The following is a 17,031-nucleotide window of genomic DNA, read 5'->3' as shown; positions in this document are numbered from 1 at the left end:
TGTATGGGGAAACTATTCAAAAATCCTTTATTATTCGTTTCCATAGGTATCGTTTTTACGTTTACCCTAGTCGTATTTTCCGCCACGGAAACAAGCTACGCCATGATAGAAACGGCATCGTTTTGGGTACGCAACCATTTTGGCTATTTCTATCTTTATTTGGGTCTGGGTTGTGTGCTTTTCTTGATAGGTATCGGGTTATCCCCTTTAGGAAAAATACGTCTCGGAAAGAAAGATTCAAAGCCGGAACACTCATTATGGGCCTGGACCGCTATGCTATATAGTGCCGGAATGGGGGCTGGTATTTTACTACGCGCCGTTCAAGAACCTGTTTTCATGCAACAACACCCACCGTACCTTTCCGGGCTTTCTAGGGAATCCTTGGCCCTTGAATTTACTTTTTATCAATGGGGCTTCACGGCTTGGGCGTTTTATGGGCTTTTTGCTCTTGTTATCGGTTACGGGCTATTCGTTAAAAAACGAAAGGTGCTGGCGAGTGCCGCGGTGCAGAATGCCGTCGAAAACAAAATAGCCTTACATAGCATCGACATCATGACCATTATCACTACAGTATTTGGACTAATCGCTGCAATCGGCCTTGGTACCGCACAAATCAACGGAGGGCTAAACCATCTATTCGGACCTAATTTTGGTTTGGGAACCATGCTTTTACTGGCGACTCTTGTTTCAGGCCTTTCTTTCTATTCTGCTTGGCAAGGTTTAAACAAAGGCATTAAAATTATTTCTAAAATAAATATTGTGGTTACGCTAGCTATATTGCTCTTTGTATTTCTGTATGGGGATGTGCCGACTATCTTGCAAGCATTCGTCAAAACGACAGGATATTATATCATGGATTTTATACCTATGAGCCTCGCATGGGGATCCTACAACCCGGGAATTTCTTTTCTCACGGACTGGACTTTCTATTACTGGGCTTTTTGGTTGGCCTGGGCTCCTTTCACCGGAATTTTTATCGCACGGATTTCTAAAGGAAGGACCTTGAGGCAATTGATTGGCGGGGTATTGATTATTCCGTCTTTAGGTACTTTTTTTTGGTTTTCAGTTTTCGGCACTTCGGCATTTCAATTAATCGAAACGTGGGGTGCCTACAATCAGGAATTTGGTAACGTATTCTCTTCCATATTTGTTTTCTTTGAACACCTACCTGGTGCAAACCTACTCAATTTCACCACGCTGTTTCTGCTAATCGGATTCTTGGTTACCTCGGTAGACTCGGCCGTATTTGTGTTGAGTATGTTTACTGATAAAGGCAAAAGAAATCCGCTAAAGAAACATCGCCTTCTATGGTCAATTTTTGTCTTAATGGCTACCATGGCACTGTTACTCTTAGGTAATGCCAAGCAAAACATTAATGTATTGGATGCCGTGCAACTCTTACTGGTCATAACCTCATTGCCTTTTGCCTTCTACATGATCGTCATGAGTACGCTATTTCTAAAAGATGTATTGAAAAAATAAAATGTATAGACCCAAAAACAGTGATTTTGTTATTCCCTCCTTACTTTTAGGACTAAAGCCATTATTGTGAAAGACCGTAACCGGTCATATCTTTATATCCGATAACGGTAATTATATCATTGATCTTGATTTAAAAAGATTATAAATCCATTTCAGTTGAAGGAACAACTAAATAATATACCCGATATCATAGATCCTGGACTATCCCTTGACTATGCCGATCTGATACTCACGGGCAATGAGGAAGAGATTGAAACGTTCCCAAAACCGGACAATTAAGCGATCTTCTATTAAAATAAAAACTATGAAAAAAATTTTTATCGGTCTGTTCTTACTCTCGGTGATAAACGCACAAGGCCAGAACACCTTAATTTCAGACATGACTACTTTGCAATGGGAGCAGTTACATCCAGGTATTTGGAAGGCGTCCGTTGGAACCCTGAAATTAAACCCTTTAGAATTTGCCAACGCCCCAAAAGAACAGGCTATCAAAGCGCTAGGTGAAGCGCCTTTTCCCTTTCAAAAGGCAGATACTTATGGGCTGCTCACACCGACAAGAACCAGTATTCGTTTGCCTCTCGGGGAAACTGAAAAAATATATGGTCTTGGCCTTGAATTTGAAGGCATCAATAGAAGAGGTAATGTGTATACCCTCAAGGTGGACCATTACGGAGGAATTAAAGGGTATACACATGCACCTGTTCCTTTTTACATATCGAGTCAAGGGTATGGCGTATTGATCAACTCTCCTCAGCGCATAAAAATTCACGTAGGCATCGGAAATCGTAAAGACAGTAAAAAGCCAGAGCCCATCGACCGCACTACGGGAAAGAATTGGCCCGCCAGACCCCTATCGGATGCTATAGAGGCCAGTGTTGAACACGGCGGAATGGAGATTTATGTATTTTCAGGAAAGACCTTGCTTGAAGTGGTACAACGCTACAATCTCTTCGGAGGCGGCGGTGTTTTACCTCCAAAGTGGGGGCTTGGTTTTTGGCATCGTATGGATACCAAAAGTTCCGATGCTGATGTACTAAAGGAAGTCAAGGACTTTGAGCATCATAACTTTCCTTTGGACGTAATCGGTCTCGAACCGGGATGGCAGAGTTTTGCCTATCCGTGTTCTTTCGATTGGGACCCTATTCGTTTTCCAGACCCCGCCAGTTTCTTAGAAAAAATGAACGACAAAGGTATTAGGGTAAACCTTTGGGAAAATCCCTATGTGGCACCCACCTCTACCATGTACGAAGCCATCCATCCATATACGGCAAGCCATACGGTGTGGTTGGGCGAGGTACCCGATTACACGATTCCCGAAGCAAAAGAAATACTGCTTGCACACCATAAGAAGAATCATCTTGATATCGGGGTCAGCGGCTATAAATTCGATGAAGTCGACGGATACGATTTTTGGTTATGGCCAGATCATGCAACCTTTCCCTCCGGACATGATGCGATAGCGATGCGCCAAGTATATGGTATGATGATGCAAGCCATGTTCGACGGTTATTTCAAGGAAAAGAACCAACGTACCTACGGACTCATAAGATCTTCTTATGTCGGGGCAAGTAACAGGAATTTTGTGCTCTATAGTGATTATTATGACCATAAAGGCTATATAACCGCTTTGGTAAATTCTTCCCTGGCCGGTATTCTATGGACCCCCGAAATACGCAGTGCCGATTCTAGCGAAGAATGGGTACGACGTTTTCAGTCGGTATGCTTCTCTCCATTGATGATGCTCAATGCCTGGTCTTCGGGAGCCAAACCCTGGAGCTTTCCCGAAGTTACCGATATCGTGCGCAATACCATCGAGTTAAGAATGAGACTACTGCCTTATCTCTATACGGCATTTCATACCTACCATCAAACAGGAATTCCCCCTTTTCGGGCCATGATTTTGGAAAGTGGCTATACATCGAATGAACGCTACACCAAAGGAGTCTTGGACGACACCAAAAACCCCTATGCTGAAAAAAAACGCATTGAGGCAACCGATCAATACATGATGGGCCCCTCTATTCTCGTGGCACCAGTTTTTACAGGTCAAAAAGAGCGCCAAATTATACTACCAGAAGGTAATTGGTACGATTTCTACTCTGGAGAATTTAGGGGTAATGGGGAAACCATTACGATCAAAACAACCTTGGAAAAAATTCCACTCTTAGTGAAAGATGGGGCTATTATACCTATGTTAGCAACTATTGAAATCAATAAAGAAGAGAAGCCACCCATACTTGTGAGACATTACGGTACAAAAGAAAATACCTTTACCCTATACAATGATGACGGCATCAGCTATGATTATGAAAATGGTGCCTTTACCTTAAGGGAGTTGAGCGTTGCGAATAAAAACAACGGAAAACTTAAGGGTACGTCTAAAATAATCAAGAAAGGTCAGTTCGACTATGGAAAAATAACCTGGGAGTTTATGACTGCCCAATAAATCTAGATAGCTTCTTATGGAAATCGGGACAGCATTTATTGTCTGATTCGACCAAAGGCATAGTAATACGATTAAAGAAAACGTTATTCAACAGTTTGAAAGCCTTTGACCACCAAAAGGGCATTATTGACAACATCATGGGATTTTTGAAAGACTAATGCCCTACTTTAGCTTCAGCATCAAATCAGATATACCATGAATAAAAAAGTTAAGAGCCTTTTGTATTTTACAGGATTCGTAATCGCCGCTTTGATCCAATATCAAGTAACACATACTCATTCTGCCGATCAGAACGAATGGGCCGATTCTACATTGGGAAAAGAAATATCCATAGAAGCTATCCACTAAATAAGCTTTGACAGATCAAACCACGCAATTGTACATCTGAATATATTGAGAAACTAGGCCTTTGGTAGAAATATTTCCGCCATCATACATCTGGCACTGCCCCCTCCGCATGTTTCGATGGTTTTTAGCGAGCTATGTATAATCCCGCAATAGGACTGTATGTGCTCGACTTGTTGTTTGGTTAGGCTTTGATATGCCGCCGAGCTCATAACCATGTATTTTTTGTCGCCGAAGCCCAATACCTGAAGCATATTACCCGCAAAATGGTGCATTTGAGCTTCAGAAATCGACAGTATTTCCTTTCCGCTTTTTTTCAAGTGATCGATGACATTCCTACGCTCTTTTTTATCATCGATAGCATCAAGACAAATTATCGAAAAATCATCGGCCACACACATCATCACGTTAGTATGATAAATGGGCATTCGCTTACCGCCTACTGACTGGTTAGCCGTGAAAATCACAGGAAAGTATTCGAAATCCTCACAAAATTCAATAAATAGGTCTTCATGGGCCCTATCGGAAAGGGCGCAATATGCCTTTCTGTCGATACGGTCAAATACTATACTTCCCGTGGCCTCCAAAAAAATGCCTTCTACCTCTGCTGAAGTATAATCTACTACAGTATCAATTCGAAATCCTTTTTGTTCGAGAATATCGAAAATATCATCCCGTCTTTCCTTTCTGCGATTCTCGGCGAACATTGGATATAGGCCTACCGTACCGTCTTCATGGAAAGATATCCAATTATTGGGGAAAATAGCATCAGGGGTATCAGGTTGCAAGGTATCGTCGACCACGATGACTGTTACCCCGTTCTCTCGTAAAAGGCTTACCATCGCATCGAATTCTTCCTGTGCCCTTAGATTGATCGTAGCGTTTTTTAGATCGATATCTTCTTGGAAATAATTATTGACGGCGGTCTGTTCGTTCATGCGAAAGCTGACCGGTCGAATCATCAAAATGCTATTGGTACTTTGCATAGTTCTCTATTTACTATTTCCTTACTAAAGGCAAGGTGCTGCAGCGCAATAATCCTCCTTGTTTTGAAACTTCGGAGTAGGGTACTTGCTCGACGGTAAAACCTTGGCTTTGTAACCATTCGTTCAAACGGGTAAAATTCCGTTCAGTGACTACGACCTCCGGCGAAATAGAGAAAACGTTACTGAACATCCTGTACATCTCATCTGGGGTGATCTCAAAAATATTTTCCCTTCCAAAAAAATCGACCAGCCATTGATACTCTTCGTCTATGAGAAATCCGTTTTTGTGAATGAGGGCCTTCCCCTTGCCGATAGGCTGAAAACAACAGTCAAGATGTAACGCATTCTCCTTAGGATTACGTATCGATTTTCTCAGCTCAAATGATTTTACCTTTTTGTGAGGAAACATATCTTTGATATATTCAACACCCTCTCGATTGGTTCTTGCCGTAATATAATCGGGATAGTCATCACCTGTATAGGTTCCTACAAAAACATAGTCATTCCAAGGCATTACATCTCCCCCTTCCACATGTACCTCCTCTGGAGGATAAAGAATATTTTCAGGTTCAATCGCCTCAAGAACATGTAATATAGCTTCGAATTCTTCTTCTCGATCAGGCAGTATATTAGCCTTAATCATTTTGTTATCTATAACAAAGGCGATATCCCTTGAAAAAATCTGATTACAATTTTCAATAATCTCAGGTCTATAGACCTCTACCCCATATTTTCTAAAAACCTCGGCAAAGGCTTCCATTTCCAAAATCATATCCTCTTCGGCAGGATAAGTACCGGCTAGTATATGTTCGAGCGATTTGGGGTCATAGGCTTCCTCAGGGCTTGGCACAGGCCCGCTACTTTTGGCCGTACCCAAAACTACAGACTTGAGCGGAGCGATTTCGTCGACTATATGAAGGTTAAACATGTATATCCATTTTTGCACAAAGATAGGTTATGCCCTTTTAGCAACATATACCATTTAAACGAAAGGCCCATTTGAAGTTTCAAACGGGCCTTTCGAAATACTTTGTATGTGGTACAGCTATCGCGATCCTACTTCCACAAAAGGTCTCAATGTCTCTCCGATGTAAACTTGCCTAGGACGTCCTATGGGCTCACCCCGCAAACGCATTTCACGCCATTGTGCAATCCATCCCGGCAATCTACCTAGAGCGAACATTACTGTAAACATTTCGGTCGGTATACCCAGCGCCCGATATATAATGCCTGAGTAAAAGTCAACGTTGGGGTATAATTTTCTATCTACAAAATATTGGTCTTCCAGAGCTTCTTTTTCCAAGCCCTTGGCGATATCCAAAATCGGATCTTCGATACCCAGACTACCTAAAACGTCATCAGCGGCTTTTTTAATAATTTTTGCCCTAGGATCAAAATTCTTATACACCCTATGACCAAAACCCATCAGTCTAAAAGGATCACTCTTATCTTTAGCTTTGGCCATATATTTCTTCGTATCGCCTCCATCTTTCTCAATAGCCTCAAGCATTTCCAATACCGCTTGATTCGCGCCACCATGCAATGGTCCCCATAATGCGGAAATCCCTGCTGAAAGCGAGGCAAACAAACCTGCGTGCGAAGACCCTACGATACGCACCGTAGAAGTTGAGCAATTCTGTTCATGATCGGCATGAAGTATCAATAACTTATCAAGAGCCTCAATTACAACTTCGTTTGTTTGATAATTCTGATTCGGCTTTTTGAACATCATCTTGTGTATGTTCTCTACATACCCCAAACTATCATCGCCATAATCAAGAGGAAGGCCTTTTTTCTTTCTTAATGTCCACGCGACCAAAACGGGAAATTTGGCCAATATGCGTACGATGGCGTGGTACATATCTTTTTCCGAAGAAACATCAACTGTCGAGGGGTTAAAAGCAATCAATGCACTGGTCAAAGAAGATAAAACTCCCATAGGATGGGCAGACTTCGGAAAGCCATCCAAAATCTTTTTCATCTCCTCATCAATATGCGACTCGTCTTTAATGTCTTTGTGAAATTTTTCAAGCTGTTCTTTATTCGGTAGCTCACCAAAAATGAGAAGGTAAGCCACTTCCAAAAAATCCGCTTTTTCAGCCAGTTCTTCTATGGAATACCCTCGATACCTTAAAATACCTTTCTCCCCATCTAAAAAAGTAATAGCACTTTCACAAGATCCTGTATTCTTATATCCCGGGTCTATGGTAATCATTCCACCCGTCGAAGAGCGCAAAGTTTTAATATCGATGGCCAATTCATTTTCAGAACCCTCTATTACTGGAAATTCATATTTCTGACCGTTATATTCTAAGGTAGCTTTGTCTGACATTTTTTAGTATTGCTTAGGTTTAAGTGAACGCTAAAATTAAGAAAAATGGACCACGTTAACAATTAAGGGAATCGCTTTAGACAATTATTAACAGGTTTGTTCAAAGAGCCATTGAAAACTATAGCAAATAGAGTTTTTCATAGTATTCATCAAGCGATTTTTCCCAGGTAAAGCGTACCTTTTTTGCGTTCGCCTTGATTTTTTTCCAAGTAGGCTGGTCGGTTTCCCAAACGGTAAGAGCCTCATCGAATTTTTTAATCATATTTTCAATCTGTTCCTCATAGGTACTACCTTCAAAGGCAAAACCAGTTTTCATTGGTATGACCGTATCCTTAAGGCCCCCGGTATGATGTACAAAACAAGGATTTCCATTACGCATGGCCAACATCTGACTGATACCACAGGGTTCGAAAAGACTGGGCATACAATAGAGATTAGACTCTAGATAGATAGAATCGATCAGGTCTTCCGACTGCCCATTGGTAAAAATAAAATTCTGGTATTTGTAGCTCACACTGCGAAAAAACTCTTCATAATCAGGATCACCGGTACCTAAAAGCATAAAAATGCCATCTATTTTATGGAGCCTTTCTAGCATAGCTTCAAGTGCCTCTGGTGACCTTTTGAAAAAATAAAATTTTTGTTCCGTCAATCGCGCCACACTTGAAACAATAAATTTAGGGCGCTCGATAACATACTTCATGATTTTCTCCCCGGTATGCGCCAAGAAATCTGCCTTATACTTTTTAGATTCATCTTGAAGCCATCCGAAAAGGGCCTTAACCGTATTTCGATATAAAAAGCCAGTCTCGGCCTCCCTTATATTATTATAGTTCGATGCATTTAAAATACCATACAACCTTCCTTCATTATTGGCCTTTTGCAAGTCCAACTCCAGACCTTCACCACCCACGAATTCGGGTCTTCTACTCGGTAACATCACATCTTCTTTGTAGGAGGGAGAAACCGTATGCACGGCATCGGAAAGACGTATCCCCACAGCCATCAGATTAATACAATCTTGATATCTTGGATCCATCAGCTCATCATGCTTCAACTCGATTTCTGGAAACCAGTTATGCACCGACGCATAATTATCATAAAATGGTCTAATGCCCTGAATAGCCAGATTATGAATACTGTAGACGTACCGTATCTTCTTCAAATCGCTATACTCAGGATGGTAGTTCTTTAAGAAAAGTACGGCACTTGAATGCCAATCATGCATATGAACGACATCTAACTGATCAAAAACATCGCTTTTGATTGCTTCTGCGACCGCAGTACAAAAAATAATAAATTTAATGAAATCATTGAAGAACGGTTCGGTAGGGTCGTCATGATAAATATGGGCGATACCCCCTTCCATAATTTCCGGATGATGGATTACATAGTGCGTAATATTTTCGATTTGCTTTTTTGGAGGCACTTCATAAATTTCAGCGGAGTACGTGGTACCCCTCATCGGAAAGTTAAGATACGACTTCAATGTACCATTCTGATGCAACCTGCCATAAGACGGCACTACCACGTGCACTCGATCCCCGCGCTTGGCGATTTCTCGTGGAACATCACGAACCACATCACCCATACCGCCGGCTTTGCAGGCAGGAATAGCATCGTTTTCGGCTGCAACAAAAAGAAAATTATTCATGCGTAGCGTTAGTTTCTGTTTGATGAAAAAGGTAAGTAAACTTTACGATGGCACCAAAAAAAAAGTCTTTCTTATCCGAAAGTTTCGAAAAGAAAGACCTTTTACTGATAAAATGATAATATCTATTTAAGCTTAAACGCTTTTTCTTGAGGATAATACGCCGTATCCCCTAATTCCTCCTCGATACGAAGTAACTGGTTATACTTTGCCATACGATCAGATCTTGAAGCGGAGCCTGTTTTTATTTGTCCTGTATTCAGTGCCACAGCCAAATCGGCAATGGTGTTGTCTTCAGTTTCTCCGGAGCGGTGGCTCATCACAGAAGTATAGCCTGCATTTTTGGCCATATTAACGGCCGCTATGGTCTCTGTGAGTGTTCCGATTTGATTCACCTTGATCAAAATAGAATTTGCAATTCCGTTTTCGATTCCCTTGGACAAACGTTCGACATTGGTCACAAAAAGGTCGTCACCTACCAGCTGTACTTTGTCACCGATTTTCTCGGTTAGGGCTTTCCAACCGTCCCAGTCGTTCTCATCCATACCATCTTCGATAGAGATAATCGGATATTTTCCTGCCAGTTCTGCCAAATATTGTGCTTGTTCCTCCGAGGTTCTCACTACACCACTGTCTCCTTCAAATTTAGTATAGTCGTATTTGCCATCGACATAGAACTCGGCAGAAGCGCAGTCTAAGGCAATCATAATATCTTCCCCTAACTTATAGCCAGCCTTATCGACTGCTTTGCCTATCGTATCCAAAGCATCTTCGGTACCTCCTGCTAAATTAGGTGCAAAACCACCTTCGTCACCGACCGCAGTACTTAACCCTCTGTCGTGGAGTACTTTTTTCAAGTTGTGAAAAATTTCAGTGCCCATTTGCATGGCCTGAGTAAAATTTTTGGCCTTTACCGGCATAACCATGAACTCTTGAAAGGCAATAGGGGCATCTGAATGCGACCCACCGTTGATAATATTCATCATAGGTACGGGAAGTGTATTGGCACTTACACCTCCTACATATCTGTACAGCGGCATCCCCAATTCATTAGCAGCAGCTTTGGCCACGGCTAAAGAGACCCCAAGAATAGCATTTGCACCAAGTTTTGATTTATTTGGCGTACCGTCTAAATCAATCATTACCTGATCGATAAGGTTCTGTTCAAATACGGACATACCGAGCACTTCCTCCGAAATCAAGGTATTGACATTCTCAACGGCCTTGGCAACACCTTTGCCCATGAAGGACTTTCCCCCATCGCGCAGCTCTACGGCTTCGTGCTCTCCAGTCGATGCCCCGGAAGGAACAGCGGCCCTGCCCATTACTCCATTCTCGGTAATCACATCGACTTCAACGGTCGGATTACCTCTTGAATCTAATATTTGTCTTGCATGTACGCTTAGTATAATACTCATTTAGATATTTTTAGTTGGAAAAAAACGATTGATTTAACTGTTTACAAATATATAAAACCCGTTATGAAAGCCGTTGACAATTGGCAGATAATGAAAATTAACACCCATAACCTACCTTAAACGGCCTCTACCCTATCTTTCATTATTAAATCAAAGAACTGATCAAAGAGATAATCGGCATCATGGGGCCCGGGGCTTGCCTCAGGATGATACTGTACGGAAAACACATCTTTCTCCTTCATACGAATTCCCGCCACCGTTTTATCGTTTAGATGAACATGGGTGATTTCCAAATCAGGATTACTTTCGGTCTCTTCCCTATTTACGGCAAAACCATGATTTTGAGATGTAATCTCGCCCTTTCCTGTTAACAGATTCAAAATAGGATGATTGATACCCCTGTGCCCATTGTACATCTTATACGTGGATACACCATTGGCCAGGGCGATAATTTGATGCCCCAAACAAATGCCGAATACAGGTTTCCCGCTTGCAATCATTTCTTTAGCCGCGGCAATGGCATCTGAAAGTGGCTCGGGGTCTCCAGGACCATTCGATATAAAATAGGCATTCGGATTCCAAGATTGCATTTCTTCAAAGGAGGTATCATAAGGAAATACCTTGATATAGGCATCCCTCTTGGCCAAATTTCTAAGAATATTCTTTTTGATTCCAATATCGAGCGCTGCAATTTTAAAAGAGGCACTTTCATCACCATAAAAATAAGGCATCTTTGTCGATACTTTTGAGGCGAGCTCAAGACCTTCCATACTGGGCACCTCGGCCAAACGTTTCTTAAGATCTTCAATATTCTCAACCTCTGTCGAAATCACCGCATTCATAGCACCATTATCCCTAATGTAGCTAACCAAAGCCCTTGTATCTACGTCGGAAATGGCAAAAAGATTATTTTCATTGAGAAATGCCTCCAAGCTTTTATCCGCTAAAGATCTTGAATACTCGTAGCTGAAATTCTTACAGATCAGCCCTGCAATTTTGATCGATTCAGACTCAACTTCATCGCCATTGGTACCATAATTTCCGATATGCGCATTGGTGGTTACCATTAACTGCCCAAAATAAGAAGGATCGGTAAAAATTTCCTGATATCCTGTCATACCGGTATTAAAGCAAACCTCACCGAAAGCGGTTCCTTCTTTACTTCCTACTGATTTTCCATAAAAGATTGTACCATCTGCCAATAACACTAATGCCTTTCTTTTCGATTGATATTTCATAGATTTTATATAGTGATTTAGTGATTATCTCTCAACTGCTTTTATCATAATTAATTTACACCGATATTACTAATGCAAAATTAAAGGACGTACTTCACAAATAAACATAAAAAAAGGATAAACCATGAAGTTTATCCTTTTCCTAATATTATTAAATATCAACACGTTACTCCTTTTTGTCATCGGTGCTTTCCTCATCTGCTTTTTCAGAGTCCTCCGTTGTATTCTTTACCTCCGGGGTTTCGGTTTCTTCGACCTTAGTTTCCGTCGCTGCTTCAGCTTCCGGCTTTGGGGTACTTTCTACTTCAGGCTCAGTTTGGGTCTCAGTCTCAGCAGCCGTATCTACTTGGTTCTCAATGCTTTCTGAGGCCACTTCTTCAGCTTTTGTATCTTTTACCTCCTCGGCAACATTTTCTTTATTGCCCTTGCTCCTTCTACTTCTTCGGGTAGATTTCTTTTTAGATTTACCTGCGTTGTATAGTTCATTAAAATCTACAAGCTCGATCATAGCCATGTCGGCATTATCGCCCAAACGATTACCCAATTTGATAATCCTGGTATATCCTCCTGGTCTATCGGCTACCTTTTCGGCCACTACGCTGAACAACTCATTGACTGCATATTTGTCACGAAGATTCTTAAAAGCGATACGTCTATTATGCGTTCCCTTTTCTGCCGTTACGTTGTTCTCAGGCTTCGATTTTGTAATCAAGGGCTCAACGAACTGTTTCAATGCCTTGGCTTTGGCTACTGTGGTATTGATTCTCTTGTGTTCTATCAACGAACAAGCCATGTTGGCCAACATTGCCTTTCTGTGAGCCGTCTTTCTACCTAAATGATTGACTTTCTTACCGTGTCTCATTTCTTTATTCTAATGTATTTCTCCAACTGAGGGATTATCCCTTTCCTGTAAGAAATAACAGTTAATCTTTATCTAATTTGTATTTTGAAAGGTCCATGCCAAAGCTTAGTCCTTTATTGATGACCAATTCTTCAAGTTCGGTCAACGATTTTTTTCCGAAGTTTCTAAACTTCATCAAATCGTTCTTATTAAAAGAGACCAAATCTCCCAAAGTATCTACTTCAGCTGCCTTCAAGCAATTCAAGGCCCTTACCGAAAGATCCATATCTACCAATTTGGTTTTTAGAAGCTGGCGCATGTGCAATGACTCTTCATCATACGTCTCGGTTTGTGCGATCTCATCAGCTTCCAATGTAATACGTTCATCTGAAAACAGCATGAAGTGATGTATCAAAACCTTAGCGCCTTCGGTCAAAGCATCTTTGGGATGAATAGACCCATCAGTAACTATTTCGAATACCAATTTTTCGTAATCGGTCTTTTGCTCTACTCGGAAATTTTCAATGCTATACTTTACATTCTTTATAGGTGTAAATATAGAATCGACCGCAATAGTACCCAAAGCCGCGTTAGACTTCTTATTTTCCTCGGCCGGAACGTATCCGCGTCCTTTGTCGATTACGATTTCCATGTTGATACTTACATTGGCATCCATATTACAGATGACCAAATCTGGATTCAACACTTGATAACCGGAAATGAATTTCTGAAAGTCACCGGCCGTAAGTTGATTTTTTCCGCTCACTGAAATGGAAACCACTTCTGCCTCGGAATCATCAATTTGTTTTTTGAATCGAACCTGCTTTAGATTCAATATAATTTCGGTAACATCTTCTACTACACCTGAAATAACCGAAAACTCGTGTTCAACACCGTCAATTCTGACGGAAGTTATTGCATGGCCTTCCAAAGATGAAAGCAATACCCTTCGTAATGCGTTCCCGACAGTCAATCCATAACCAGGTTCCAAAGGTCGGAATTCAAACTTCCCTTCGAAATCCGAGGAATCGATCATTATTACTTTATCGGGTTTCTGAAAATTAAATAATGCCATAGGAATTAGTGTTCTTAATTATTTAGAGTAAAGCTCGACGATTAATTGTTCTTTGATATTCTCAGGAATCTGGATTCTCTCGGGAACGGATACGAAAGTACCCTCTTTTTTGTCCGAGTTCCATGTAATCCATTCATAAACACTGCTGGTTGCGGCAAGCGAATCTTGTATGATCTGTAAAGACTTTGATTTTTCCCGAACACCTACGACGTCTCCAGCTTTAAGTGAATAAGAAGGTATATTGACCAACTCACCATTTACGGTAATATGTCTATGGGAAACCAATTGTCTAGCGCCTCTTCTCGACGGGGAAATCCCCATACGGTACACCACATTATCCAATCTTGACTCACAAAGCTGAAGTAATACCTCACCGGTTACTCCTTCTTTGCGCTTCGCATTGGCAAAAATATTTCTAAATTGCTTTTCTAAAATACCGTAGGTATATTTAGCCTTCTGCTTTTCCATAAGCTGAATTGCATATTCAGACTTTTTACCCCGACGTCTTGTATTGCCATGTTGTCCCGGTGGATAATTCTTTTTCTCGAACGATTTATCATCCCCGAATATCGCCTCTCCGAACTTACGGGCGATTTTACTTTTTGGTCCTGTATATCTTGCCATTTTCTTTAGTTTAGAAGTGTGATTATGAATTAAGGCTTATCCTTCGATAATCGTTAACTACACCTCTGTGTGAAATAATATAGTGATTAATTAAACTCTTCTTCTTTTAGGGGGTCTGCAACCGTTGTGCGGCATTGGCGTAACATCGATAATTTCGGTCACTTCTATTCCTGAATTGTGTACGGCACGAATGGCTGATTCACGACCGTTGCCCGGCCCCTTAACGTAGACCTTTACCTTTCGAAGTCCAGCCTCATGTGCGATCTTTGCACATTCCTCGGCCGCCACCTGAGCTGCATAGGGTGTATTCTTTTTAGACCCCCTAAAACCCATTTTACCAGCAGAAGACCATGAAATAACATCACCCTTTTTGTTGGTAAGTGATATAATGATATTATTAAAGGACGCTGCAATGTGGGCCTCACCCACAGAGTCAACAATTACCTTACGCTTTTTAGCGGTCTTCGCACTCGACTTTGTATTTGTCTTTGCCATACCTATTTATTATTTAGTAGCTTTTTTCTTGTTGGCTACTGTTTTACGCTTTCCTTTTCTAGTCCTAGAATTGTTCTTTGTACGTTGTCCCCTGAGCGGAAGACCAGATCTATGACGAATTCCACGGTAGCAACCAATATCCATTAGGCGCTTGATGTTCAATTGTGTTTCCGAACGCAATTCCCCCTCGATAGTATAAGAAGAAACCGCCTCTCGAATACGGCCAATCTCGTCATCGTTCCAATCGGATACTTTAGTATCTTCATTCACTTCGGCTCTTTCTAAAATTTCCTTGGCCCTACTTTTACCGATACCAAATATGTAGGTCAAGGCGATGACGCCCCTTTTCTGTTTTGGTATATCAATACCTGCAATTCTTGCCATAACTATCCTTGTCTTTGTTTAAATCTAGGATTCTTTTTATTGATTACGTACAATCTGCCCTTTCTGCGTACAATCTTGCAGTCCGCGCTTCTTTTCTTAACTGATGCTCTTACTTTCATCGTGTTATCTTTCTATCTTAATTTACTAATATCTATATGTGATCCTGGCTTTAGTAAGATCATACGGACTCATTTCCAATTTGACCTTATCGCCAGGGAGCAATTTGATGTAATGCATACGCATTTTTCCAGAAATATGTGCCGTTACCACATGGCCATTTTCCAATTCCACACGAAACATTGCATTCGAAAGTGCTTCGATTATAGATCCATCTTGTTCTATTGCTGCTTGTTTAGCCATATTATGCTACTTTTCTATTTTTTCCAGATTTCATTAATCCATCATAGTGTCTGTTCAATAGATAGGCGTTCACCTGCTGTACGGTATCAATGGCCACGCCGACCATAATCAAAAGAGACGTTCCACCATAAAACAAAGCCCATCCCGCTTGAATATCTAACAATTTCACCACAATAGCAGGCAATACCGCCAACAATGCCAAGAATATAGAACCAGGTAGGGTAATGAGCGACATAATTTTGTCTAAAAAATCACCTGTTTCCTTCCCAGGGCGCACTCCAGGAATAAACCCTCCACTGCGTTTCAAATCATCCGCCATCTTATTGGTCGGTACCGTTATAGCCGTATAGAAATACGTAAATATGATAATAAGTACTCCGAACAATATGTTGTAGGCCAAGCCAAAAATATCTTGAAACTGAACTTCCATCCATTGACCTATGGCAGTGTTATTAAATGTTTTACCGATCAAACTTGGTGCGAACATAATAGCTTGCGCGAAGATTATCGGCATAACCCCTGATGCATTCAGTTTTAAAGGAATATACTGTCGAGATCCCATAATGTTCTTTTCATACCCTCCAGAAGCCGTTCTTCTAGCATACTGTACTGGAATTTGACGAGTAGCCATTACTAAGAGGACACTGGCAAGAATTACCAAAAACCATAGGATGACTTCAATAAGGATGAACATTAAACCACCATTGTTATTAACTGTTCTTGAAACAAATTCTTGAACAAAAGACTGTGGCATGGTAGCTATAATACCAATCATGATCAATAGCGAAATACCATTCCCTATTCCTTTATCGGTAATTTTTTCGCCCAACCACATGGCAAAAACACATCCTGTAACTAATATGATGACAGCCGGAACCATAAAATTAAGTCCCTTACCCAACAAAAACGCACTGTCTTGAACCCCAAATGCCTCCAGTCCATAGAGATAAGCAGGAGCTTGAACCACGCATATACCGATGGTCAACCATCGCGTAATCTGATTTTTTGTTTTTCGACCACTTTCACCCTCCTTATCCAATTTCTGAAGATAGGGAATAGCTATACTCATCAATTGCACCACAATAGATGCGGAGATATAAGGCATAATTCCCAAAGCAAAAATAGAAGCATTCGCAAAGGCTCCTCCTGTGAAGGCGTTCAAAAGACCGAAAATACCCGTATCAGTACCAGAGGCCAATGCCGCCAACTGCGAAGAGTCTATACCAGGAAGAACAATTTGGCAACCAAAACGGTACACCAATAGAAGGCTTAGCGTAAGCAAAATGCGCTTTCTTAGTTCTTCAATCTTCCAGATATTTGATATGGTTTCAAAAAATTTCTTCATGGTCCGGAT

17 protein-coding genes and 1 pseudogene are annotated in these 17,031 nt (G+C 41.1%); 4 read left to right on the top strand and 14 right to left on the bottom strand.

All coding sequences use genetic code 11. The features are described 5' to 3' along the window. Positions 1-3: 3 nt before the first annotated feature. The 4 genes from F2B13_RS09560 (at position 4) to F2B13_RS20390 (ending at position 4,276) form a co-directional block, all read left to right on the top strand. Positions 4-1,482 (top strand): BCCT family transporter, encoded by a 1,479-nt coding sequence (locus tag F2B13_RS09560; RefSeq protein ID WP_149274859.1) that lies wholly within the window; start codon positions 4-6, stop codon positions 1,480-1,482. A 156-nt stretch (positions 1,483-1,638) separates the two neighbouring features. After that, the gene (locus F2B13_RS20725) at positions 1,639-1,761 is read left to right on the top strand and encodes a hypothetical protein (protein WP_262713820.1); all 123 of its coding nucleotides are present in this window, start codon (positions 1,639-1,641) and stop codon (positions 1,759-1,761) included. A gap of 25 nt (positions 1,762-1,786) precedes the next feature. Next, on the top strand, positions 1,787-3,928 hold the full coding sequence (locus F2B13_RS09555) for a TIM-barrel domain-containing protein (protein ID WP_198439730.1): 2,142 nt from the start codon (positions 1,787-1,789) through the stop codon (positions 3,926-3,928). A 195-nt stretch (positions 3,929-4,123) separates the two neighbouring features. Further along, positions 4,124-4,276: a hypothetical protein gene (locus F2B13_RS20390; RefSeq protein ID WP_198439729.1), complete on the top strand. Its 153-nt coding sequence runs from the start codon at positions 4,124-4,126 to the stop codon at positions 4,274-4,276. Between the two features lie 53 nt (positions 4,277-4,329). Here F2B13_RS20390 and ctlX read toward each other — a convergent pair whose 3' ends face one another. The 14 genes and pseudogenes from ctlX to secY form a co-directional block, all read right to left on the bottom strand. Then, complete coding sequence (ctlX, locus tag F2B13_RS09550; protein WP_149304060.1) at positions 4,330-5,259, bottom strand: citrulline utilization hydrolase CtlX; 930 nt, start codon at positions 5,257-5,259, stop codon at positions 4,330-4,332. Between the two features lie 13 nt (positions 5,260-5,272). Further along, on the bottom strand, positions 5,273-6,187 hold the full coding sequence (locus F2B13_RS09545) for a dimethylarginine dimethylaminohydrolase family protein (protein ID WP_149304059.1): 915 nt from the start codon (positions 6,185-6,187) through the stop codon (positions 5,273-5,275). Positions 6,188-6,304: 117 nt separating this feature from the next. Then, the gene (locus F2B13_RS09540; RefSeq protein WP_149274855.1) at positions 6,305-7,591 is read right to left on the bottom strand and encodes a citrate synthase; all 1,287 of its coding nucleotides are present in this window, start codon (positions 7,589-7,591) and stop codon (positions 6,305-6,307) included. A gap of 118 nt (positions 7,592-7,709) precedes the next feature. Next, a complete protein-coding gene (locus tag F2B13_RS09535) occupies positions 7,710-9,245 on the bottom strand; it encodes a glycogen synthase (protein WP_149274854.1) in 1,536 nt (511 codons plus the stop codon). Positions 9,246-9,367: 122 nt separating this feature from the next. Next, positions 9,368-10,660, bottom strand: coding sequence for a phosphopyruvate hydratase (gene eno / locus F2B13_RS09530; RefSeq protein WP_149274853.1), 1,293 nt, complete (start codon positions 10,658-10,660; stop codon positions 9,368-9,370). A 116-nt stretch (positions 10,661-10,776) separates the two neighbouring features. Continuing rightward, on the bottom strand, positions 10,777-11,898 hold the full coding sequence (gene carA, locus F2B13_RS09525; RefSeq protein ID WP_149274852.1) for a glutamine-hydrolyzing carbamoyl-phosphate synthase small subunit: 1,122 nt from the start codon (positions 11,896-11,898) through the stop codon (positions 10,777-10,779). A 417-nt stretch (positions 11,899-12,315) separates the two neighbouring features. Next, a pseudogene (gene rplQ / locus F2B13_RS20620) lies at positions 12,316-12,760 on the bottom strand (50S ribosomal protein L17); the annotation flags it as partial. 61 nt (positions 12,761-12,821) lie between these two features. Next, a complete protein-coding gene (locus F2B13_RS09515) occupies positions 12,822-13,814 on the bottom strand; it encodes a DNA-directed RNA polymerase subunit alpha (RefSeq protein ID WP_149304058.1) in 993 nt (330 codons plus the stop codon). Positions 13,815-13,832: 18 nt separating this feature from the next. Beyond that, complete coding sequence (gene rpsD, locus F2B13_RS09510; RefSeq protein ID WP_149274849.1) at positions 13,833-14,438, bottom strand: 30S ribosomal protein S4; 606 nt, start codon at positions 14,436-14,438, stop codon at positions 13,833-13,835. A 90-nt stretch (positions 14,439-14,528) separates the two neighbouring features. Then, a complete protein-coding gene (gene rpsK / locus F2B13_RS09505; RefSeq protein ID WP_149274848.1) occupies positions 14,529-14,933 on the bottom strand; it encodes a 30S ribosomal protein S11 in 405 nt (134 codons plus the stop codon). Positions 14,934-14,942: 9 nt separating this feature from the next. Further along, on the bottom strand, positions 14,943-15,317 hold the full coding sequence (gene rpsM, locus F2B13_RS09500) for a 30S ribosomal protein S13 (protein ID WP_149274847.1): 375 nt from the start codon (positions 15,315-15,317) through the stop codon (positions 14,943-14,945). Positions 15,318-15,319: 2 nt separating this feature from the next. Next, a complete protein-coding gene (ykgO, locus tag F2B13_RS09495; protein WP_013305171.1) occupies positions 15,320-15,436 on the bottom strand; it encodes a type B 50S ribosomal protein L36 in 117 nt (38 codons plus the stop codon). Between the two features lie 25 nt (positions 15,437-15,461). Further along, entirely contained in the window at positions 15,462-15,677 is a 216-nt protein-coding gene (infA, locus tag F2B13_RS09490) for a translation initiation factor IF-1 (RefSeq protein WP_013305172.1), read from the bottom strand. A 1-nt stretch (position 15,678) separates the two neighbouring features. Beyond that, the gene (gene secY, locus F2B13_RS09485; protein WP_149274846.1) at positions 15,679-17,022 is read right to left on the bottom strand and encodes a preprotein translocase subunit SecY; all 1,344 of its coding nucleotides are present in this window, start codon (positions 17,020-17,022) and stop codon (positions 15,679-15,681) included. Positions 17,023-17,031 lie beyond the last annotated feature (9 nt).

The organism is Pareuzebyella sediminis, from assembly GCF_008367235.1.
GTDB lineage: Bacteria > Bacteroidota > Bacteroidia > Flavobacteriales > Flavobacteriaceae > Pareuzebyella > Pareuzebyella sediminis.
This window is presented reverse-complemented; position numbering and strand designations above follow the sequence as displayed.